The sequence below is a fragment of the Streptomyces sp. NBC_01198 genome, from assembly GCF_036010485.1.
Taxonomy (GTDB): domain Bacteria; phylum Actinomycetota; class Actinomycetes; order Streptomycetales; family Streptomycetaceae; genus Actinacidiphila.
The window spans coordinates 7139709-7158868 of record NZ_CP108568.1; the positions used below are offsets into that span (position 1 = coordinate 7139709).

Consider the following 19160-nt stretch of genomic DNA (forward strand, 5'->3'; position numbering starts at 1 on the left):
CGCGGGGGCCGTACGCCCGCCGCAGGCGACTCGCCGGGGCGCGCCGCCATGGCGGGAATCGTCACAAGGGTGTCCTTGCCGCCATCGCGCTCCGGCCCCGACGATGAAGCCGTGACCCGCCGACGCATCGTCTTCGCCGTCTTCCCCGGCTTCCAGCTGCTCGACCTGGCCGGCCCGAACGAGGTCTTCGTGCAGGCCGGCCGGCTGACGGCACGGGCGGCGGAGGGGCCGGCGGTCGTCGTGGACACGGTGGCCGCGGCGCCCGGTCCCGTGCTGAGCAGCGGCGGCCTCGCGGTCTCCCCGACCCTGACGGCCGAGGAGGTCACCGGCCCGGTGGACACCCTGGTCGCCGTCGGCGGCGGTGGCGTCCACCGCGCGTGCCAGGACGCCGCGTTCGTGGAGTGGTTCGCCCGCACCTCCCGCAGGGCACGCCGCACCGCCTCGGTGTGCAGCGGCGCCTTCCTGCTCGGGGCGGCCGGGTTGCTCGACGGGCGGCGGGTGGTCACCCACTGGTCGTCGTGCGAGCTGCTGGCCGCCCGCCATCCCGGGGTCACCGTCGACCCCGACCCGATCTTCGTCCGCGACGGTGACCTGTGGACGTCGGCGGGCGTCACCGCGGGGATCGACCTGGCCCTCGCCATGGTCGAGGCGGACGACGGCCCCGAGGTGTCGAGGGCGATCGCCAGGCAGCTGGTGATGTTCGTCCAGCGCCCAGGCGGCCAGGCGCAGTTCAGCGCCCAGTTGGCCGCCCAGCGCCCCGAGCGGCAGGCGCTGCGCGACGTGCTCGACTGGGTCGCCGACCATCTGGCCGACGACCTCGGGGTGCCTGCGCTCGCGACCAGAGCCGGCATGAGCGAGCGGCACTTCACCCGGGTCTTCCGTGCCGAGACCGGCCGCACTCCGGCCTCCTACGTCGAGAGCGCCCGGGTGGAGGCGGCCCGCCGGCTGCTGGAGTCCACCGGCACCACGGTGGACGCGGTGGCCCGGGCCTGCGGCTACCGCACCGCCGAGACCCTGCACCGCAGCTTCAAGCGCTCCGTGCAGATCACCCCGGGGGAGTACCGCAGGCGTTTCGCCCCGCACTCCGCCGCCGCGCGCTGAACCCGAGCCGAACCGTCGGCCCGCCCGGGCCCGTCCACCCCTTCCCCCGGCCGGGAGCCTCCCGGCCGGCAGGCCAGAAAGGCCACCGCCATGCGCATCGTCTTCCCGATCTTCGACGGGCTGACCGCCCTCGACGCCGTCGGCCCCTACGAGGTCCTGCGGATGCTGCCGGACGCCGACGTCGTCTTCGCCGCCGCGGCGCCGGGACCGGTCACCGACGGGCCCGGGCTGCTCACTCTGACCGCCACCGCGGCCTTCGCCGACGTCACCGCGGCCGACGTCCTGGTCGTCCCGGGCGGCCCCGGGGCCCGCGCGGGCGTCGGCGACGAGGCGCTGCTCGACTGGATCAGGCGCATCGACGCCACCGCCACCTGGACCACCTCGGTGTGCACGGGCTCGCTGCTGCTGGGCGCGGCAGGGCTGCTCTCGGGGCTGAGAGCGACCACCCACTGGAGCGCCACCGGCCTCCTGGAGGACTACGGCGCCACGTACACCGAGCAGCGCGTGGTGGAGCAGGGCAGGATCGTCACTGCCGCCGGGGTGTCCTCCGGGATCGACATGGCGCTGCGGCTGGCCGAACTGATCGCCGGCCCGATCGTCGCCCAGGCCCTCCAGCTCGCCATCGAGTACGACCCGCAGCCGCCCTTCGACGCCGGGTCGTACGCCAAGGCGCCGCAGGCAGCGAAGGACTACCTGACGTCGCGCTGAGCACCGTCCGCCGGATCGGGGTGGGAATCCTGCTCGGCACCTGGCCCCTGCCCGGCACCGGAATCCGGCTCAGGCTCCGGGTCCGCACCCGGATCCAGTGACTCGACCAGCGGCAGCACCCGGTGCGGCACGCGCTCGCTCAGCGCTATCTCGGTGCGGATGCGGACCACGCCCGGCAGCCGGCCGAGCCGCTGGATGACGCCCTCCAGATGCGCGTTGTCCCGGGCGACGACCCGGGTCAGCAGGTCGCCGCCACTGCCGGTGATGGAGAACGCCTCGACGATCTCGGGCACCGCGGCGAGCGCGTCGGCCACGTCGTCCAGGTGGCCGCGGGCGACCTCGATCCGTACGAAGGCCAGCACCGGGTGGCCGAGAGCCGCGGGCGACACCCGGGGGCCGGCCATCACGATCACCCCGTCGCGTTCGAGCCGTTCGAGCCGGGCCTGCAACGTGCCACGGGCCACGCCCAGGATGCGGGCGTACTCGCGGACGCTGGTACGCGGCCGGTCCAGCAGCAGCCGCAGTATGCGGGCGTCCAGGGCGTCGAAGGGCATGGGCCCGCGGTCTCCTCACCGTCGTCGGGATCTCATGATCACCGTACTGATGGCCGGGGCGGGAGCGGCTACTTTGAGCCATCACCGCAGCAAGGACCCGTACGCGGCACCCAACGGCCCCGGAGGACGGCCGCATCGGCGGGCCACTGGCGGCCCCGGAGGCGACGCGCCGGACGCCAGGTACTACTCTCGGCCGCCGTACAGACATCAGGCGGAAGAGGTACGGCAGTGGCCGGGCACGTTTACATCGGGTCGTTCACTTCGGCGGGTGGGCGCGGGCTCACCGCGGCCGCCGTCGACCCGGACACAGGGGCGCTGAGCGCGCTCGGGGACACCGCCGACGTGCCCAACCCGTCCTTCCTGACCGTGTCCGCCGACGGCAGGACGCTCTACACGGTCAGCGAGACGGAGCCCGAGGGCGCCGCGGCCGCCTTCTCGCTCGCCGACCCGGCGGCCCCCAAGCTACTCGGGCCCCCGGTGCCCGTGCACGGCGGGTCGCCCACCCACCTCACCGTCCACCAGGGCCACCTGCTGACCGCCAACTACGCGGAGCCCGGCAGCGTCACCGTGCTGGCCATCGAGGCGGACGGCAGCCTCGGCGGCATCCGCTCGCTGCTGGAGCACGAGGGCGACGGCCCGAACCAGGAGCGCCAGCGGGGCCCGCACGCGCACGCGGTGCTGACCGACCCGACCGGCCGCTGGGCGGTGAGCGTGGACCTGGGCACCGACTCGGTCCGGGTCTGCGAACTCGACCCGGCGACAGGCGAGCTGGAGATCGAACGGGAACTGGGCCTGCGCTCCGGCATCGGTCCGCGCCACCTGACCTTCCACCCGGCGGGCAGCCACGCCTACGTGATGAACGAGCTGGACTCCGTGGTCACGGTCTGCAGTTGGGACCCGGAGCGCGGCAGCCTGCGCCCGCTGGCCGAGACGCGGGTGCTGCCTGACAGCGTGGACGGCGAGAACTACCCCTCCGAGCTGGTGATCTCGCACGCCGGCCGGTTCGCGTGGGCGGCCAACCGGGGCCACAACAGCATCGCGGTGCTCGGCCTGGACGAGACCGGCGAGCGACTGGAACTGCTTGACACCGTCGGCTGCGGCGGCGACTGGCCGCGGCACCTGACCCTCGACCCCTCCGGCACCCGGCTCTACGCGGCCAACGAGCGCTCCGGCGACGTCACCTGGTTCGACGTCGACCCGGCCACCGGCATCCCCAAGCAGGCCGGCTCGCTCGACGTGCCGGCCGCGTCCTGCGTCCTCTTCGTCTGACGGCCGTCTGACCGTCGTCTGACAGCCGGGGAGACCCCGGCCCCTTGACCCGACGGCGGCGGCCGGCCCCCCTGGGGGGCCGGCCGCCGCCGTGTTGCTGTCCCGCGCCCGCGGGCCGCGCTTCAGTGGATCGGCGCGCCCTGCGGCTGCTGCATCGAAAGTCCGAGCGCCGCCGCGTACTGCGTGACCACCAGCTTGCCGACCGCCGGGTAGGGGCCCAGCGCGTCGGCGCCCGAGCAGCCCGCCTCGGCCGCGGCGGTGTGCAGCAGTTGGGGGGCGATCTCCGGGCCGATCAGGCAGGGCGCGAGCGCCAGGGTGCCGGAGCCGGAGGAGCGCAGCTGCTCCGCCGCCCGGCCGATGGCGCCGTCCTCATCCAGCGCCGCCGCCAGCACCGGCACCGCGAGCCTTGCCGCCAGCAGCAGCCCGGTCACCCCGGCGGCCTGCGCGGCCTCCTCGCCGCCGACGGTGGCCAGGATGATGCCGTCCGCCGCGGTCGCGACCGTGAACAGCCTCGCCCGGTCCGCGCGGGCCAGGCCCGCCTCGGACAGGCGGACGTGCAGCGCCTCCGCGAGCAGCGGGTGCGGGCCGAGCACCTCGGTCAGCTCGACCTGCGCCTTGCTGTCGGCGACGGCCTGCCGGATCCGGCGCAGCACCGACGCCTCGGGGCCCGCGAGCAGCGGTACCACGACCGCCGCGGTGTCCTCGCCGGCCCGCTCGCCCGCGACCTGGTCGAGCACGCTGCGCAGCGACGGGAATTCGCTGTCCTGGTCGCCCTCGGCGTCCACGAAACCGATCCGCGGGTCCAGGCCCGACAGCTCGGAGCGCGCGATGCTGACGACCTCCTCCGCCAGGCTCAGCACCGCGGTGGAGGGAGTACCGGGCACGGCGAGGACCAGCACCGGCGCGCCCTCGGGCGCGGCCAGCGCCTCCGGTCGGCGATGGCGTCCGGTCTGGCGCGGGCGCGGCATGCGAACGGGAAGGCCGGAGGCGGGGCCGCCTGTGGTAGTGCTCATGGCGACGCATGCTAACGCCTTGCGGCGCTCTCGTGCTCAGCCGGGTGCGAGACAGGCCAGTCCTGTCCAGAACTGTCCGTTTCCCCGGTGACGTTCGGTCACTCCACCGTCATCGTACGCGTCTGAGCAGCGACTATCGCCTGACGACCTGCAGCATCGCACCGTCGCAGGGCAGCGTCAGGGCGTCGCGGTGCACGGCCCTCGCGATGAGCAGGGCACCGTCCAGCGGGTCGCCGGCCGCGGGCACCAGCGTCGCGTCGGGCAGCAGCCACTCCGCCTGGTCGCGCAGCGGGCCGAGCAGCGGCTCGCCCATCTTGAACAGGCCCCCGGTCAGGCCCACATCGATCTCGCCCGGCTGCTGCGGCCGGACGGCGGCGGCCGACTCCAGGATGTGCTGGGCCGCCTGCCGCAGGATCCGTGAGGCCACCGGGTCCTGCGCGGCGCAGCGCGCGACGTCGGGGGCGAAGGACGCCAGGACGGCGGGCCGGTCGGTGCGCGGGTAGAGCAGACCGGGCAGCGAACCCGCAGGCCCGAACCGGTCCTGCACGCAGGCCAGCAGGGCGGCGGAGCCGCCCGCCCGGCCGTCGTGGGCGCGCATCGCCGCGTCCAGCCCGGCCCGGCCGATCCAGGCACCGCCGCCCGCGTCGCCCAGCAGATGGCCCCAGCCGTCGGCGCGGTGCCAGCTGTCCCCTGTGGTGCCCAGCGCGATCAGGCCGGTGCCCGCGGCGACCACCACACCGGGGCGCAGCCCGAGCGCGCCCGCGTAGGCGGTGACCGCGTCACCGGCCAGCGCCAGCGCCCGTACGCCGAAGGCGTCCTCCAGCGCGGCGGGCAGCGCCGCGCGCAGGTCGTCGCCGAGGGTGGCCATGCCGGCCGCGCCGACGCAGGCCGTCGCCAGCGAGCCGGCCGACACCTCGCTCAGCAGCCCCGCCGCGCGCGGCAGCACCCGGTCGAGCAGGCCGGCCGCGTCGATGCCGTGCTCGCCGGTCGGCACCGGGCGGTCGTCGGCGACCGCGCCGGGACCCCCCGACCCGTCGGCGCGGGTGATCGCCACCCGCACCCCCGAGCCGCCGGAGTCGACGCCGAGCACCCAGTGCGTTCTGCCCGGCACGGCTCAGCCGAGCCCGCGGGAGTCCTGCTTGAGGGCGGTGTCCACGGTCAGGGCGGAGGCGACGACCATGCTCAGCAGCGGATCGGTGAGCTGCCGGTGGATCTGCAGCACGTAGTTGTCCGCGGTGGTGAACATCGTCTTGGCCAGGCCCTCCCAGGTCTTGGTGATCCGGGCGATCTCGGTGTCGGTGTGGTCGACGATGGCGAAGTTCCAGGCGCGCCAGTTCTCCGCCTTGATGGCACCGATCTGCTGGCCGTTGTACATCAGGCCGAACTTGATCTTGCCGAAGGCGTTCTGCTGCACGATCTCGCCCAGCGGCTCACCGTTGGCCCGGTGCACGAGCACCTTGGACTTGATGAACTTCGCCGGCCGGGTCAGCACCAGGTGCGGCTGCCCCTGGGCGTCCCTGACCTCCAGCTTGTGGGTCAGGAACTGGTCGACGCTGGAGACGAACCGCAGCACCTTCTTCGCGGTGCTCTGCCCGACCTCGACGACCGAGCCCAGCGTGCGGCCCTGCTGGTCGAAGACGGTGTACTCGTTGACCAGCTCGATCAGCTTGGCCTTCTGGTTCACCACCAGGACCGGCTCGGTGAACAGCGTGCCGCCGCCGAAGCCGGTGGGCGCCCCGCCCTCGACGCGCTGCACCTGCTGCTGCACCTTGGCCGGGTCCGGGGTGCGGCTGACGTTCAGCTCCCAGGCGCTGCCCCCGCCCTGCTGCTGCTGGGGCACCTGACCGGGGTTGGTGTGCTCGGTCCACTGGGTGCCGTCCCAGTAGCGGAGCAGGTTCGGGGTGCCTTGCGGGTCCGCGTACCAGCCCGCCGGGGTATTCGAATGCGTTGTCACCCGGGCAGGGTACCGGCAAGCGCCGGTCGCGGAAGGTCTCCTTACCGCCGCCTGTACGCGGGCAGTGCGGACGTCCGCGCGCGGTCGTTGGGCCTGGGCGGTGGGCCAGTAGAGTGGTCGGCCGTGGCAGCACGAGAGTTGAGCGAACTTGTCGAGCCCGGGTGGGCGGCGGCACTGGGCCCGGTGGCCGGGCGGATCGCGGCGATGGGCGACTTCCTGCGCGGGGAGATCGCCGCCGGCCGTACCTATCTCCCGTCGGGGGCGAACGTGCTGCGCGCGTTCCAGCAGCCCTTCGACGAGGTACGGGTGCTGATCGTCGGCCAGGACCCGTATCCGACGCCGGGCATGGCCGTCGGGCTCAGCTTCTCGGTGGCGCCCGAGGTGCGCCAGTTGCCCGGCAGCCTGGAGAACATCTTCCGCGAGCTGGGCACCGACCTGGACCTGCCGCGGCCCTCCAACGGCGACCTGACCCCGTGGACCCGGCAGGGGGTGCTGCTGCTGAACCGGGCGCTGACCACCGCGCCTCGCAAGCCCGCCGCGCACCGGGGCAAGGGCTGGGAAGAGGTCACCGAGCAGGCGATCCGCGCGCTGGCCGCCCGGGGCAAGCCGCTGGTGTCGGTGCTCTGGGGGCGCGACGCCCGCAACCTGCGGCCGTTCCTCGACCCCTTCCCGGCGATCGAGTCGGCCCACCCCTCGCCGATGTCGGCCGACCGCGGCTTCTTCGGCTCCCGCCCGTTCAGCCGTGCCAACGACCTGCTGATCCGGCAGGGCGCCCAGCCGGTGGACTGGCGCCTGCCGTAGCCCGAGGCCTGTCGTCGGGCCGCCGTCACGGGGGGGTCAGGAGCCGAGCTTGCGCAGCACCACTCCGTACAACCGCTCCGCGGCCAGGTAGCCGGACCGCCGGGAGTCGTACGAGCGCAGCGGGTTGTCGCCCAGCACCACCAGGCGTCCGGCCGGTACCCGGGTGCCGGGTGCCGACCGCAGCGCGGGGACCGTGTCGCGCGGAATCGGGTCACCCGGAACGGCCGTGACGCGCTTGATGATCCAGCGGGCGTGCGCCGTCCTGTCCAGGTCCGCCATTCCGGGCGGCAGCGCCTCCCGCTGTGGCGGCGGGCTGTTCCCCCTGAGCACGACGACCTGTCCCGCGCGCAGCGCGCCGGCCGGCGTCCGCCGGACCAGCACCCGCTCGCCCGGCCGGTACGCCGGCAGCATGCTCTCGCCGTGCACGGTCACCACCAGATACCGCCGGCGTATCACCACGACGGCCACGACGGCGGCGGCGACGACCGCGACGCCGGTGACCATGGTCGCAACGCCGGTCACCGCGGTGCTCCCGCCGGGCGCGCCGCGACCGCCACGATGTCGTCGTCGATGTCGTCGTCGCGGTAACCGGCCGCCTGGCGGGCGAAGAGCCGGGCGTAGACACCACCGTCGGCCAGCAGGGCGGTGTGCCCGCCCTCCTCCGCGACGACACCGTCGGCCAGCACCACGATCCGGTCGACGTCGCGGATCGCGCCGAGCCGGTGGGAGATCATCACGCTTGTACGCCCGGACCGCAGCTTCCTCAACTGGCGGTGCACCTCGTACTCGGCCTCGGGATCCAGGCCGGAGCTGGGCTCGTCGAGGATCATCAGGTCACGGTCGCGGCGCAGGAAGCCGCGGGCGAGCGCCAGCCGCTGCCACTGCCCGCCGGACAGCAGCACACCGTCTGCCTCCTCGTCCAGCTCGGACGCGAATCCGCGGCTCAGCAGGGTCCGGTAGCCGTGCGGCAGGGCCGTGACGGTGTCGTGGATGTCGGCCTCCCGCGCCGCCCGCGCGATGCGTTCCTCGTCCTCGGCGAGCGCGAGGTCGCCCACCGAGACGTTCTCCGCCGCCGTCAGCTCGTACGCCACGAAGTCCTGGAAGACCGCGCTGATCCGCGCGCGCAGCGCCTCAGGAGGGATGTCGCGGATGTCCACGCCGTCCCACAGGATCGCTCCGCGGGTCGGGTCGTAGAACCTGCACAGCAGCTTCGCGAGGGTGCTCTTGCCGGCCCCGTTGCGCCCGACCAGGGCGACCGTCTGACCGTGCGGGACGAACAGGTCGACGCCGCGCAGGATCCACGGGTGGTCGTCGCTGTAGCGGAACCAGACGTCGCGCAGCTCGATGCCCCGGCGCAGCGGCGGCAGGTCCCGGTCGACGTCGGGCAGCGGAAGGTCGGGGCCGGCGGTCACGATCGAGACCTCGTGCTGGAAGTTCAGCAGGTGCTCATAGGCCATCACACCGGCCGCCACCACGACGTTCAGCGCCCCCTGCACCCCGGCGATCGCCGCCACGAACATCGACACGTCGCCGATGCCGAGCCGTCCGTCGCCCGCCGCGAGGATCGCCCAGACGAGTCCGGCTCCGGCGACACCGGCGGAGGCGGCCGCCAGGCCCGACTGGATGAGCAGTTCCTGCCGGTCCACCCGGCGACGGGCGGCGTTGGCGGTGCGCAGCTCGGCGAGCATCCGAAGGCGCAGGAAGTCGCCGAGCGCGAACAGCCGGATCTCCTTCGCGGCACTCGCGGTGGACATCAACTGCGCGTAGAAGGCCTCGCGGCGCTCGGCCGGACCGATCCGCCAGAGCATCGCGGTGCGCCGCCGCGACAGCCGCAGCTCGATGAGCAGGGCCGGCAGCGCCGCCAGCAGGACCAGGACCGTGAAGGCGGGACTGATCAACGCGAGCGAGCCGACGAAGCCGACGACGGTCACCACGCCGCCGGCCGCCGACACCGTGGTGTCCACCAGCCGGCCCGGGTGGCTCGCGCTCTGCTGGGCCAGGCGCAGCCGGTCCAGGAAGGGCGGGCTCTCGAAGGCGGCGAGCCCGGTGGAGCGGGAAACCGCCGCGAACAGCTCGTCCTTCGCGGACGTCGCCGTACGTCGGTCCACCTCGGCCCGCAGGTACTGTGCCGCGTGCGAGGTCGCCGCGACGCCCGTGGTGACCGCGGTGATCGCCAGTGCCAGGCCGAGCAGAGAGCCCGTCCTGTGCCCGGCGAGCTGGTCGAGCACCGCCTTGGTCAGCCACGCCACCGTGATCGGCGCCGCGGAACCCACCAACGAGACGGCCAGATACCCCAGCAGGTGCGCCGGCGCCGACCGCCATACCCGCGACGTGGTGCGTCCCGCGCCGCGCAGCAGTTCCCGCCGCGTCGGCGTGATCCGCGGCCCGTCGTCGGTCACGCCGGCGACCCCACTGGCAGCCGGGAGATCCTGCCCTCCACCGCGAGCAGCCGGCCCTCCCCGGAGACCTGGTAGAAGGTCGGGAACACCTTGAGGCCGAAGGCCCTGCCCACCGTGGTGAGCTCATCCTCCACGATCACCTGTGCGACCGGCGACAGCGCCGTGACCAGCTCCTCGGGGTCGCCGGAAGTGGCGTCGAGCACCGCCACGATCTGACGCCGGTCCTGGCCCGCGGCCCAGGAGGCGATCTCCGGGAGCTGGTCGCGACACCCTCCGCAGTCAGCGGACAGGAACGCCACCACCGCTCCCTCGGGGAGCAGCTCGCGGGTCACCTGGTCGCCGTCCAGGGTCGTGGCCGCGAAGTCACCGACCAGCTCACCCTTGCCCAACGTTGCAAGTCCGGTGGGAGGCCCGCCCATCAGGTCGATGGCCTCGTACAGCGCGTCCATCAGTTTTGTGTGTTCCCGGAGTCGGCGGATCACTCCGAGGGTCAGCACCAAGGTCAGCAGGCAGAGGACACCGAGGAGGGACACGACGGCAATCAACAGAGGCATGGCGTACTCCGTGTGAAGGGGAAGGATCGGCGGTACCCGGCGGTCGGGTGGGCCGCCGGGTACCTGTCACCGCGAGGACCGGGCGTGGCCGCCGTACGGGCCCTCGCCGGCGAGCGGGGTCAGGCGGTGCAGAGCGACAGCCTTTGGCAAGCACCGCAGTGGGTCGTGCCGTTCGGGTAGTAGCAGCAGTAGGCACCGGCGGGCTTCGGGCCACAGCCGGCACTGGCTCCGCACTGGTAGTCGCAGTCGGCGGCCCGCGCCACGGTGTGCGGCGCGACCATCTCGAGCAGCCGGTCGGCCATCCTGTTCATGAGGCGCATGAAATTTCCCTTCGGTCGCGGGGCCAGGCGGGTTCCCGCCCCGTTCGGCGCTGGTGCGTCGCTCACGCGGTCGCCCCACCGTTCGGGGCAGCCTGAGCCAGGGCTGTGATCGGTTTCTCAACGACTTCTCAACGGCCCGGCGTTCATGGCGGTCCCAGTGCTCAGGACGCCCGAAGTGCGGCGATACGGTCGCGGAGCCTGTCGGCCTTGGCATCGCCGACGGCCTCGTAGAACGTCGCGGCCCGCGTCCACGCCTCCAGCGCGGCAGTGGTGTCGCCGGCCCGCAGGTGCGTCTGGCCCAGGCGGACCAGCGTCTCCGCGGCCGGGTGCGGGTCGTCGCAGCCGCGGAAGAGTTCCGCGGCCCGCTCGAAGCCCGCCACCGCCCCCGGGACGTCGCCCTTGACGTCCAGGATGTAGGCGATGCTGTCCCACGCGTGGCCCTCGCCCTCGGGGCACTTCAGGTCGGCCAGGACCTGCTGTGCCCGGCGGCAGTCCGCCAGGGCCGCGTCGTGCTCGCCGCCCTGGGCCCGCAGCCACCCCGCGTTGTTCAGGGCCCGCGCCGCCGCGACGCTGTCGCCCGCCTGCTCGAACAGCTCCCGCGCGCGCAGTGTCGGGTCCAGCGCCCTCTCGGGCCCCTGCCGGCTCAGCGGAGTGGCGAGGCCCAGCAGGACGTACGCCTGCAGGACCGGTTCGTCGAGGTCCTTGTAGAGCGCGATCGCCTGCTCGAAGTGGTCGACCGCCTCCAGGTCGCGGCCGAGTTTGGCCTGGGCGCGGGCGATGCCGTTGTGGCAGTGGGCCGCGCCCAGGTGGTCGTCGAGCCGCTCCGCGGCCTGCAGTGCCACCGCGTGCACCCGCAGGGTCTCCTCCCACAGCCCGCGCCGCTGCATGAACTCCGCGAAGGACCACGCCAGCATCCACGCGTGCCGGTCCAGCCCTTCCACGGTCGCCGCCCCCAGCAGCGCGGGCAGCGCCACCGACTCGTCGGCGTACCACCGCAGGGCCGTCGCCTGATCGGCGAACCGCTCCACCACGGCGCCCGGTTCCGGCTGTTCCAGCGCCGGCCTGTCGCGGTGCGGGTAGCACACGGCGTGCGCTGCCCACGCCGAGTGCAGGTAGTGGTCGAGCAGCCGGCGGTTCGCGGCGTGCCGTATCGCCAGGCTGTCGGCGCTCTGGCCCTTCTCCAGCGCGTAGACCCGCAGCAGCGCGTGCAGGTACAGCCTGCCCGGCGGGCGGATCTCGACCAGGTTGGCGCCGCGGAGGTTCGAGGTGAGCTCCCGGGTGTGCTCCACCGGATGCCCGGCCAGGCTCGCCGCGGCCGGCAGCGACAGATGCGGTCCTGGGTGCTGCCCGAGCCGGCGGAACAGCCGGGCAGCGGGGGACGAGAGCTCCCGGTAGGAGCGCCAGAACACCCGGCGCAGGTCGATGGCGGGGTCGCTGTGGGCGAACGGCTCCAGGTCGGAGTCGGTCTGCTCCAGGTCCGCCGCTACCTCGGCCAGCGGCAGTTCCGGGCGCTGTGACAGCTGCGCCGCGACGATCGCCAGTGCCAGCGGGAGCCGGCCGCACCGCCCGATGATCCGCTCGGCCGCCTCCGGCTCCGCCGCCAGCCGCTGCTCGCCGAGCCACGCCGCCAGCAGGTGGTGGGCGTCCTGACTGGGCATGATGTCCAGCCGCAGCAGATGCGCCCCCTCGGTGACCGCCAGGCCGGTCAGCTCGCAACGGCTGGTGACCAGCGTCAGGCAGCCGGCTCCGGCGGCCACCAGCGGACGGACCTGGGTGGCGCCATGGGCGTTGTCCAGGACGACCAGGACCCGGCGTTCTGCCAGCATGCTGCGGTAGAGCCCGATCTGCGCCTCGAAGCCGGACGGCACCTGGGCCTCGGGGACCCCGAGCGCGCCGAGGAAGCGGGGCAGCACCACGGCCGGGTCGTCCGGGTCCACCGTGCTGAGGTCGGCGTACAGCTGTCCCCCGGGGAAGCGGTCGCGCTGCAGGTGCGCCCAGCGCAGCGCGACCGAGGACTTGCCGACCCCCGGCGGCCCGGAGATCGCGCAGACCGCGGCCGTCGTCGGATGATCCTCGGCCCCGATCGCCGCCAGTTGTGCCAGCTCCACCGTCCGCCCGACGAAATGCCGCAGGCCTACGGGGAGTTGCAGGGGCACCAGATGCGCAGTCTCGGTGGTGCTGTCCGACCGCAGCAGCATCCGGTGGACCTGCCGCAGCGACGTTCCCGGCTCGACACCCAGCTCGCCGGCCAGCGTCCGCCGCACCCGGGCGAAGTGGGACAGCGCCTCGGCTGTCCGTCCGCCGGCGTGCAACGCCTCGATCAGGGCGACCGCCAGCGGCTCGTCGAGCGGGTACTCCTCGGCCAGCGGCGCCAGCGCCGCGGCCGCGGCCGCAGGGTCGCTGCCGGTCACCGTCCGCGCCCAGCGCAGCTGGGTCTCCTTGCGCTCGTCGCGCATACGCTGGCGCGCCCGCTCCGCCCATTCACCCGGCAGCCCTGTCAGCGGATCGCCGCGCCACAGGGCGAGGGCCTCGCCCAGTTGCGGCGCCGGATCCGCCTCCGCCGCCTGCTTGACCAGGCAGCGGAAACGCAGCACGTCCACCGCGGACTCGTCGACGTCGAGCAGATAACCCCCGACCCGGAGGACGACGTCGCCGTCACCGGCCAGCACCTCGTGCCGGACACGGGTGAGGACGGTATGCAGAGTCCGCCGGGCACCGGCTGGGGCGAGCTCGCCCCAGACGCGGGCGAGCAGCGACTCGACCGGCACGACTCTGCCCGCCTCCCACGCCAGCGCGGCGAGCACGAGCGCGACCTGCGGAGGCCGGACGGGCCGGGACTGGCCGGAACGGTCCACCTCCACGGGCCCGAGCAACCGGATCAGCACGATGGTCCACCCCCCTTGACTGGATCATCGAGACTAGCGAGAGCGCGGCCCAAGTGATACGGCAGCCATAATATTGGGTTTTGAACCGAAGTGGGGGCCGCATACCGGTTTCGGGCCTGTGACCTGTGCGGTTCGCCTTCCGGTGAACCCTTGTCAGACCGCCGCGGCGCTGGCTAAGTTCGATCCGTGCAGTACGTCGAGATTGCCGGCAGGCTGCTGCTGCTCACGGTCTTCGGCCTCGCTCTGGCCGGGAAGATCTCAAGCCGCAGCGGGTGGAACGAGTTCGTCGAGTCGATCAGGGCGATGGCGGTGATCGACCGCGCCAGGGCGCCGATGGCCGCGGTGGCGACCGTGGCCGCTGAGGCCGGTGTCGTCGTGCTCGCCGTGATCCCCGTCCGCCGCGCCGGGTCGGCGGCCTTCGTCCTCGCGGCCGGGCTGCTCGGCTGCCTCACCGTGGCCGTCGCCAAGGTCGTCCGCAGGGGCGCCGCCGTCCCGTGCCGCTGCTTCGGCGCCTCGCAGACCCCGCTGGGCCTCCCGCATGTGGTCCGCAACCTCATCCTGGTGGCCACCGCCCTGCTAGGGCTTGCCGGATCCCTGGTGAACGGGCACTTCGACCTGGCCTTCTGCGCTGTGGTCGCCGTCTTCGGCGCCGGCCTCGGGCTGGTGATGGCCCGTTGGGACGACCTCGTCTTCCTGCTGCGGGTCTGACGCCGTCCTCGCCGTCGGCATACGGGCCACCGGGCCGCGATGGTGACCGGCCGTCGGGTCGTACTCCGCGGCTCCCGGCGGCGGAGTGCCCGACTCCCAGGCCAGGCCGTAGCGCTGGAAGAGCTCGGCACGCAACCGGTGCACCGGCATCGACGCCCCCGGCAGCAGCATGGCCACCGACGCGCCCATCAGCAGCGCCCGCAGCAGCCGGTACTCCTCCTCGGGGTCGGCCGCGCCCCAGCGGACCATCGTCTCGCGCAGCAGGCAGGCGAGCCGCTGCTGCTCGGGGCACTGGAGGAAACCCTCCTCCTGCAGAATCGAGGCCATGTGCGTACGCATCAGCGTGGTGTGCCCGGTACTGACGCCGAGCATCGCGTCGATGGCCCTGGCCAGCAGCTCCTGACCGTCGTCGGTACGCGGTTCGCGCTCCAGCCCGGCGGCCAGCTCACCGGCCATCAGCCGGTGCACGGCGGACTGCAGCAGCGCCCGCTTGCCGGAGAAGTAGTACGACACCAGGCCCCTGGCCGACCCGGCGCGCCGGGTGATGTCGGCCAGCGTGGTGGCCTCGTAACCGCGCTCCTCGATCAGTTCGACGGTGGCTTGCAGCAGCCGTTCCCGGGAACGCCTGCGCATCGCTTCATTGACCGAAGCGCTCCGAGGGGACATGCTTTACTCCTGCGTTGACTGGCTCCGGGCCAATATACTCAGCGCATCCCGCCGGGCCAGCTGCCCGTAGGGACTACGGGGGCGGGCGCCGGTCCCGGCGACGCGGGGGATCGCCGGGACCGGCGCCCACCGTTTCCTGCGGTGGCGGCTCGCATTCCTGCGGCACCGGTCAGCCCAGCAGGCCGAGCACCCCGCGCAGCCCGTCCGGACGGCGGTCGGCCGGCAGGTGGTCCACGAAGTGCACCCGGCAGCCCAGCGCCGCGGCGCCCCCGTCGGCCCTCCGGTCGTCACCCACCATCACGGTCTCCTGCGGCAGCACCCCCAACTCCTCGCAGGCCGCCAGGAAGATCGCCGGATCGGGTTTCTGCCGCCCGTGCTCGAAGCTCAGCACGAAGGCGTCGACCAGGTCCTCAAGCCCGTGCGCGGCGAAGACCGGCCGCAGATCCCAGCCGATGTTGCTGACCACCGCCACCCGCACACCCCGCGCCCGCAGCGCGCCGAGCACCTCGGCGGTGTCCGGGTACGGCCGCCAGGCCGCCGGGGCCATGTGCCGCTCGTAGAGCAGGTCATGGACGTCCCACGGCAGCCCGGTGGCCCGGGACTGCGCCGTGTACGCCCGCCGGTGCAGCTCCGCGCTGAGGTCGCGCCGCGCCCAGTCCGGCGCCGCGGGCTCCGGCCGCCCACCCGTGGGCGGCGTGCCGCCGGGCTGGGCGCCCGACTCCTCAAGACGCGCCGCCCAGTGCGCGACCTCGTCGTCGGTCGCCTCGATGCCCGCCTCGTCCAGCGCGCCGCGCAACCAGTCCGCGCAGGGCCCGATGCGGAAGACGGTGCCGGAGAAGTCGAACATGCAGCCTGTGGTCCTCATCGCCTCGCCTGCTCGCGTCGGGGATCCGGCCCGCCGGTGACGGCGTGCGGGCCGGGTGGGGCGTCCTGCACCTGACCGGCACCGGCCGGCCGGCTCACCAGCTCAGAGCGCCCAGGCCCGGGCCGAAGGCGATCAGCAACGGCACCGCGGGCACCAGCAGCGCGCACGCGCTCACCCGTACCCGGCGGCCGAGCGGCAGCCGCGGAGCCGGGTCGAGCAACCGGTGCACCCGGCCGGGGAGCGCGGCCAGCGGCGCGGGCGCCGGGCCGAAGACGCCGCGTTCCTCGTTCAGTTCCACCAGTGCCAGCGCCGTCGTGAGCCGGCCGAAGCGGCGCGAGGCGGTGTCGTCGGCGGCCAGTTCGACCAGGTGGTGCACCTGGTCGCGGAAGGCGGCGAAGACCGGCACCTGCGGGAAGCCGCCCGCGAGGGCCCCGGAGCAGTGCAGCAGCACGTCGTGCCTGGCCCGCATGTGCCCCTGCTCGTGCGCGAGCACCGCGTCGAGCTGGCGGCCCTTGAGGCGGTCGAGCGCCGCGGTGGTGATCACCAACTGGGGCTCCGCCCCCGACAGCCACCACGCGTCGGACCTCGGGTCCTCCAGTACGACCAGGCGCTCGCCCGCGGGCAGTTCCTCGCCGGGCAGCCGCGGCGCGCGCAGCCGCAGTTCGGCGCGGCGCCGCCGGCGCCTGCCGCGTGCGGCGCGCACCTCGCGGGTGAGCATCGCCGCCGTCCACAGCCCGCCCAGCGCGAGCATCACCGCCAGCGCGCCCGCGCCCCGGCCGTATCCGGGCAGGCCGTAGGCGTCCACGACGCCGTGCGGCGCGAAGGCGAACACATGGCCGCGCACGGCGGCCCAGGCGGCCGAGGCGGTGAGGGCCATCGCCGACAGGCAGCACAGCAGCACGGCGGCGACCACGCATTGCCACACCCACAGGGCCAGCACCGGTTCGCGGTCCGGCCAGCTCGCACGGGACAGCATGCGCGGCGCCATCGCCGCCGTCAGTGCGCCCAGGATCAGCAGCACGAACGGGACCGTCATGACGATCACCCTAGGAGCGCGTGAGGAACGGCGGGGGCGGCCGCCATCCGATGTGACGCATCACTCACCGAGCACCCCGCGTACGGGGCTTCCCACCGGCTGCGGGGGCGCGGCCGCCACGGTCGTCGCGGGGGTGGCCACCGCCGCGGTGCATGCGGCGGGTGCCGTGCGGGCACCGCGGTCACAGTGTCAGCAGCATCGCGAACATCGCCAGCGCCATCGCCACCCGGCACGCCGCCGCCACCTCGGGGGCGTGCCGCAGCCGTATCGCACCGCCGGGCGCCATGGGGACGGCCGGATGGGGCGCGTGCGCGGCTCCCGGCGTCGCCAGCCGGGTGCCCGCCCCCAGCACGTAGCCGGCGAAGTACAGCAGCAGCAGTCCGGTCAGCAACGGGGCGCCCGCGCTCGTGTGCCCGGCGTGGCCGGCGTGCGCGGAACCGGCGCCCGCCATCGCCGCCGACATGTAGACCATCGCCCCGGCGCACACCGAGTGATGCATCCGGTGCAACGCCTGGCGCGGCGACGGGCGCAGGGCGTGGACGGCGACAGCGGCGAAGACGACCGCGAGCGTCGCGGTACCCCAGCGCGGCGGATCGAAGACCGACAGCGGCACGGCCATCAGCGCCATGCCCACCCCGAGCAGTGCCTCGCTGCGCGCCTCCCGGCGCAGCACGCACGAGACCGCCGCGGTGGCGCTGAGCGCCACGAGCAGCCAGGCCACCAGCGGCGGTCCGTGCATCGCCCCTCCCCCCTCGGGCTGGCGGGCCGCCCGGTGCGACGGCGGCCCGAGGACAACCTGCCCGGTCGCGGCGGCGCACACCCGAGCGCACTGGTGTGGAGGGGGGAGCGCGTCCGCCTGCCGCGCGCCGGGCGGCGGAGCCGGCTCGGTTAGCCTGTCGGCCATGGACACCGCCACCGGCCCCGGCTTCCGCCCCGCCACCGCAGAAGACGTCCCCGCGCTCGTCGCGCTGATCGAGTCCGCCTACCGCGGCGACGCCAGCCGCGCGGGGTGGACGACGGAGGCGGACATCCTGGAGGGGCGGCGCACCGACCCCGAGGGCGTGCTCGCGGTGATAGAGAAGGCCGACAGCCGGCTGGTCGCGGTGGAGAGCGACGGCGAACTGGTGGCCTGCTGCCAGCTGGAGCACCGCGGCGACCACGCGTACTTCGGGATGTTCGCGGTGCGCCCCACGCTGCAGGGCGCCGGGCTGGGCAAGACCATCATCGCGGAGGCGGAGCGCTTCGCCCGCGACGAGTGGGGTGTCCGCGAGATGCACATGACGGTGATCTCGGTCCGGGAGGACCTGATCGCCTGGTACGAGCGGCGCGGCTACACCCGGACCGGGCAGACCAGCGCCTTTCCCTACGGCAACGAGCGCTTCGGGCAGCCGACCCGTGACGACCTGGAGTTCGAGCTGCTGACCAAGAAGCTCGGCTGACGCTCAGCAGTAAAGCCTCACAGCCTCACAGCAGCCCAGCAGTCCCGGCCGATCAGCAGCCCCAGCAGCCCCAGCTGTCCCGTCACACCGCGGGCTCGGCCGGCAGGTCGGTCGCGGCGCCGTCCAGCCGCAGTGCCCGGGCCAGCGCCCAGTCCTGCGCCGTGTTCACCGTCCAGGCCATCACCGCGATCCCGGCGGCCTGGCAGCGGCGGACGACGTCCAGACTGAGCCGGGTCAGGTCCAGGCTGACCAGCCGCGCGCCGACCGCCTGGGCGCGGGGCACGATCTCCGGGCCGAGGGCGCTCGCCACCAGCACCGTACGGACGTCCGGCAGCAGTGCGTGGATCTCGGCGAGCGCCTCGTCGTGGAAGGACAGCACGCTGACCCGCTCGGTCTCGCCGCGTTCGCGCAGCGTGTCGGCCAGTGCGCGGGCCGCCGCGGCGTCCTTGATCTCGGCCTGGATCGGGCGGCCCACCGCGTCCAGGACCTCGTCGAAGACCGGCACCCGCTCGCCCAGGCCGGCGTCCAGGGCGCGGATCTCGGCCAGCGTGAGGTCGCGGATCAGCCCGCTGCCGTCCGTGGTGCGGTCCACCGCGGCGTCGTGCATCACCACCAGCGCGCCGTCCTTGCTCAGATGCAGGTCCAGTTCCACCTGGTCGAGTCCGGCCTGCTCGGCGCGGCGGAAGGAGCGCAGGGTGTTCTCCGGCTCGACGCCCATGACGCCACGGTGACCGACGGTGAGGAAGCTCATGGCGGCAGCCTAGGCGGGCCGGGCGACGAGGCGTCGAACCTTCCGTGACGAGTCGGTGCTGCGGGCGAGCGAACGGATTCCCCCGTCCCATTTCAGGACAACGGCCGTAAGAACAGCCGCAGAAGAGCGATTCAACG

19 protein-coding genes and 1 pseudogene are annotated in these 19160 nt (G+C 73.9%); 6 read left to right on the forward strand and 14 right to left on the reverse strand.

Going from position 1 to position 19160, the window contains the following annotated elements:
- Positions 1–111: 111 nt before the first annotated feature.
- On the forward strand, positions 112–1101 hold the full coding sequence (locus tag OG702_RS31680) for a GlxA family transcriptional regulator (RefSeq protein ID WP_327292383.1): 990 nt from the start codon (positions 112–114) through the stop codon (positions 1099–1101).
- 90 nt (positions 1102–1191) lie between these two features.
- Positions 1192–1809 carry a DJ-1/PfpI family protein gene (locus tag OG702_RS31685; RefSeq protein ID WP_327292384.1) on the forward strand — a complete coding sequence of 206 codons (618 nt, stop codon included), beginning with the start codon at positions 1192–1194 and terminating at the stop codon, positions 1807–1809.
- Here OG702_RS31685 and OG702_RS31690 read toward each other — a convergent pair.
- Positions 1791–2363, reverse strand: coding sequence for an Lrp/AsnC family transcriptional regulator (locus OG702_RS31690; RefSeq protein ID WP_327292385.1), 573 nt, complete (start codon positions 2361–2363; stop codon positions 1791–1793). The two genes, OG702_RS31685 and OG702_RS31690, sit on opposite strands and share 19 nt — an antisense overlap.
- A 228-nt stretch (positions 2364–2591) precedes the next feature.
- Here OG702_RS31690 and OG702_RS31695 point away from each other — a divergent pair, with 228 nt between their 5' ends.
- Complete coding sequence (locus tag OG702_RS31695) at positions 2592–3632, forward strand: lactonase family protein (RefSeq protein ID WP_327292386.1); 1041 nt, start codon at positions 2592–2594, stop codon at positions 3630–3632.
- A gap of 122 nt (positions 3633–3754) precedes the next feature.
- On the opposite strand, the gene OG702_RS31700 is transcribed toward OG702_RS31695, so the two are convergent.
- From OG702_RS31700 to OG702_RS31710, 3 genes are all read right to left on the reverse strand, one after another.
- Positions 3755–4645: a sirohydrochlorin chelatase gene (locus tag OG702_RS31700; RefSeq protein WP_327292387.1), complete on the reverse strand. Its 891-nt coding sequence runs from the start codon at positions 4643–4645 to the stop codon at positions 3755–3757.
- 133 nt (positions 4646–4778) lie between these two features.
- On the reverse strand, positions 4779–5756 hold the full coding sequence (locus OG702_RS31705; protein ID WP_327292388.1) for an N-acetylglucosamine kinase: 978 nt from the start codon (positions 5754–5756) through the stop codon (positions 4779–4781).
- 3 nt (positions 5757–5759) lie between these two features.
- Entirely contained in the window at positions 5760–6599 is an 840-nt protein-coding gene (locus OG702_RS31710; RefSeq protein ID WP_327292389.1) for a phospholipid scramblase-related protein, read from the reverse strand.
- 123 nt (positions 6600–6722) lie between these two features.
- On the opposite strand from OG702_RS31710, the gene OG702_RS31715 reads away from it, so the two are divergent.
- The gene (locus OG702_RS31715) at positions 6723–7400 is read left to right on the forward strand and encodes a uracil-DNA glycosylase (protein ID WP_327292390.1); all 678 of its coding nucleotides are present in this window, start codon (positions 6723–6725) and stop codon (positions 7398–7400) included.
- Between the two features lie 36 nt (positions 7401–7436).
- On the opposite strand, the gene OG702_RS31720 is transcribed toward OG702_RS31715, so the two are convergent.
- The 5 genes from OG702_RS31720 to OG702_RS31740 form a co-directional block, all read right to left on the reverse strand.
- Positions 7437–7922, reverse strand: a complete 486-nt coding sequence (locus OG702_RS31720) for a S26 family signal peptidase (RefSeq protein ID WP_327292391.1) — start codon at positions 7920–7922, stop codon at positions 7437–7439.
- The gene (locus tag OG702_RS31725) at positions 7919–9799 is read right to left on the reverse strand and encodes an ABC transporter ATP-binding protein (protein WP_327292392.1); all 1881 of its coding nucleotides are present in this window, start codon (positions 9797–9799) and stop codon (positions 7919–7921) included. Before OG702_RS31725 ends, OG702_RS31720 begins: the two co-directional genes overlap by 4 nt.
- Positions 9796–10353 (reverse strand): TlpA disulfide reductase family protein, encoded by a 558-nt coding sequence (locus tag OG702_RS31730; protein WP_327292393.1) that lies wholly within the window; start codon positions 10351–10353, stop codon positions 9796–9798. Before OG702_RS31730 ends, OG702_RS31725 begins: the two co-directional genes overlap by 4 nt.
- 119 nt (positions 10354–10472) lie before the next feature.
- Positions 10473–10673: a hypothetical protein gene (locus OG702_RS31735; RefSeq protein ID WP_327292394.1), complete on the reverse strand. Its 201-nt coding sequence runs from the start codon at positions 10671–10673 to the stop codon at positions 10473–10475.
- Positions 10674–10834: 161 nt separating this feature from the next.
- Complete coding sequence (locus tag OG702_RS31740) at positions 10835–13558, reverse strand: AfsR/SARP family transcriptional regulator (protein WP_327292395.1); 2724 nt, start codon at positions 13556–13558, stop codon at positions 10835–10837.
- A 186-nt stretch (positions 13559–13744) separates the two neighbouring features.
- Here OG702_RS31740 and OG702_RS31745 point away from each other — a divergent pair.
- Positions 13745–14086, forward strand: a pseudogene (locus tag OG702_RS31745) (MauE/DoxX family redox-associated membrane protein); the annotation flags it as partial.
- A 48-nt stretch (positions 14087–14134) separates the two neighbouring features.
- On the opposite strand, the gene OG702_RS31750 reads toward OG702_RS31745, so the two are convergent.
- From OG702_RS31750 to OG702_RS31765, 4 genes are all read right to left on the reverse strand, one after another.
- Entirely contained in the window at positions 14135–14932 is a 798-nt protein-coding gene (locus OG702_RS31750; RefSeq protein WP_327292396.1) for a TetR/AcrR family transcriptional regulator, read from the reverse strand.
- A gap of 169 nt (positions 14933–15101) precedes the next feature.
- Entirely contained in the window at positions 15102–15797 is a 696-nt protein-coding gene (locus OG702_RS31755; protein ID WP_327292397.1) for an HAD family hydrolase, read from the reverse strand.
- A 94-nt stretch (positions 15798–15891) separates the two neighbouring features.
- Positions 15892–16833, reverse strand: a complete 942-nt coding sequence (locus tag OG702_RS31760) for a M56 family metallopeptidase (protein WP_327292398.1) — start codon at positions 16831–16833, stop codon at positions 15892–15894.
- 181 nt (positions 16834–17014) lie between these two features.
- Positions 17015–17572, reverse strand: a complete 558-nt coding sequence (locus tag OG702_RS31765; protein ID WP_327292399.1) for a DUF5134 domain-containing protein — start codon at positions 17570–17572, stop codon at positions 17015–17017.
- Positions 17573–17735: 163 nt separating this feature from the next.
- On the opposite strand from OG702_RS31765, the gene OG702_RS31770 reads away from it, so the two are divergent.
- Entirely contained in the window at positions 17736–18272 is a 537-nt protein-coding gene (locus tag OG702_RS31770; RefSeq protein WP_327292400.1) for a GNAT family N-acetyltransferase, read from the forward strand.
- Positions 18273–18354: 82 nt separating this feature from the next.
- Here the strand turns inward: OG702_RS31770 and OG702_RS31775 are convergent, their stop codons facing one another.
- On the reverse strand, positions 18355–19023 hold the full coding sequence (locus OG702_RS31775; RefSeq protein ID WP_327292401.1) for a glycerophosphodiester phosphodiesterase: 669 nt from the start codon (positions 19021–19023) through the stop codon (positions 18355–18357).
- Positions 19024–19160 lie beyond the last annotated feature (137 nt).

Bases quoted from the DNA above. Each gene is read 5' to 3' on its own strand.
- OG702_RS31685 (WP_327292384.1), top strand. From the start codon at position 1,192: ATGCGCATCGTCTTCCCGATCTTCGACGGGCTGACCGCCCTCGACGCC.
- OG702_RS31690 (WP_327292385.1), bottom strand. From the start codon at position 2,363: ATGCCCTTCGACGCCCTGGACGCCCGCATACTGCGGCTGCTGCTGGAC.
- OG702_RS31700 (WP_327292387.1), bottom strand. From the start codon at position 4,645: ATGAGCACTACCACAGGCGGCCCCGCCTCCGGCCTTCCCGTTCGCATG.
- OG702_RS31730 (WP_327292393.1), bottom strand. From the start codon at position 10,353: ATGCCTCTGTTGATTGCCGTCGTGTCCCTCCTCGGTGTCCTCTGCCTG.
- OG702_RS31735 (WP_327292394.1), bottom strand. From the start codon at position 10,673: ATGCGCCTCATGAACAGGATGGCCGACCGGCTGCTCGAGATGGTCGCG.
- OG702_RS31750 (WP_327292396.1), bottom strand. From the start codon at position 14,932: ATGTCCCCTCGGAGCGCTTCGGTCAATGAAGCGATGCGCAGGCGTTCC.
- OG702_RS31755 (WP_327292397.1), bottom strand. From the start codon at position 15,797: ATGAGGACCACAGGCTGCATGTTCGACTTCTCCGGCACCGTCTTCCGC.
- OG702_RS31760 (WP_327292398.1), bottom strand. From the start codon at position 16,833: ATGACGGTCCCGTTCGTGCTGCTGATCCTGGGCGCACTGACGGCGGCG.
- OG702_RS31765 (WP_327292399.1), bottom strand. From the start codon at position 17,572: ATGCACGGACCGCCGCTGGTGGCCTGGCTGCTCGTGGCGCTCAGCGCC.
- OG702_RS31770 (WP_327292400.1), top strand. From the start codon at position 17,736: ATGGACACCGCCACCGGCCCCGGCTTCCGCCCCGCCACCGCAGAAGAC.
- OG702_RS31775 (WP_327292401.1), bottom strand. From the start codon at position 19,023: ATGAGCTTCCTCACCGTCGGTCACCGTGGCGTCATGGGCGTCGAGCCG.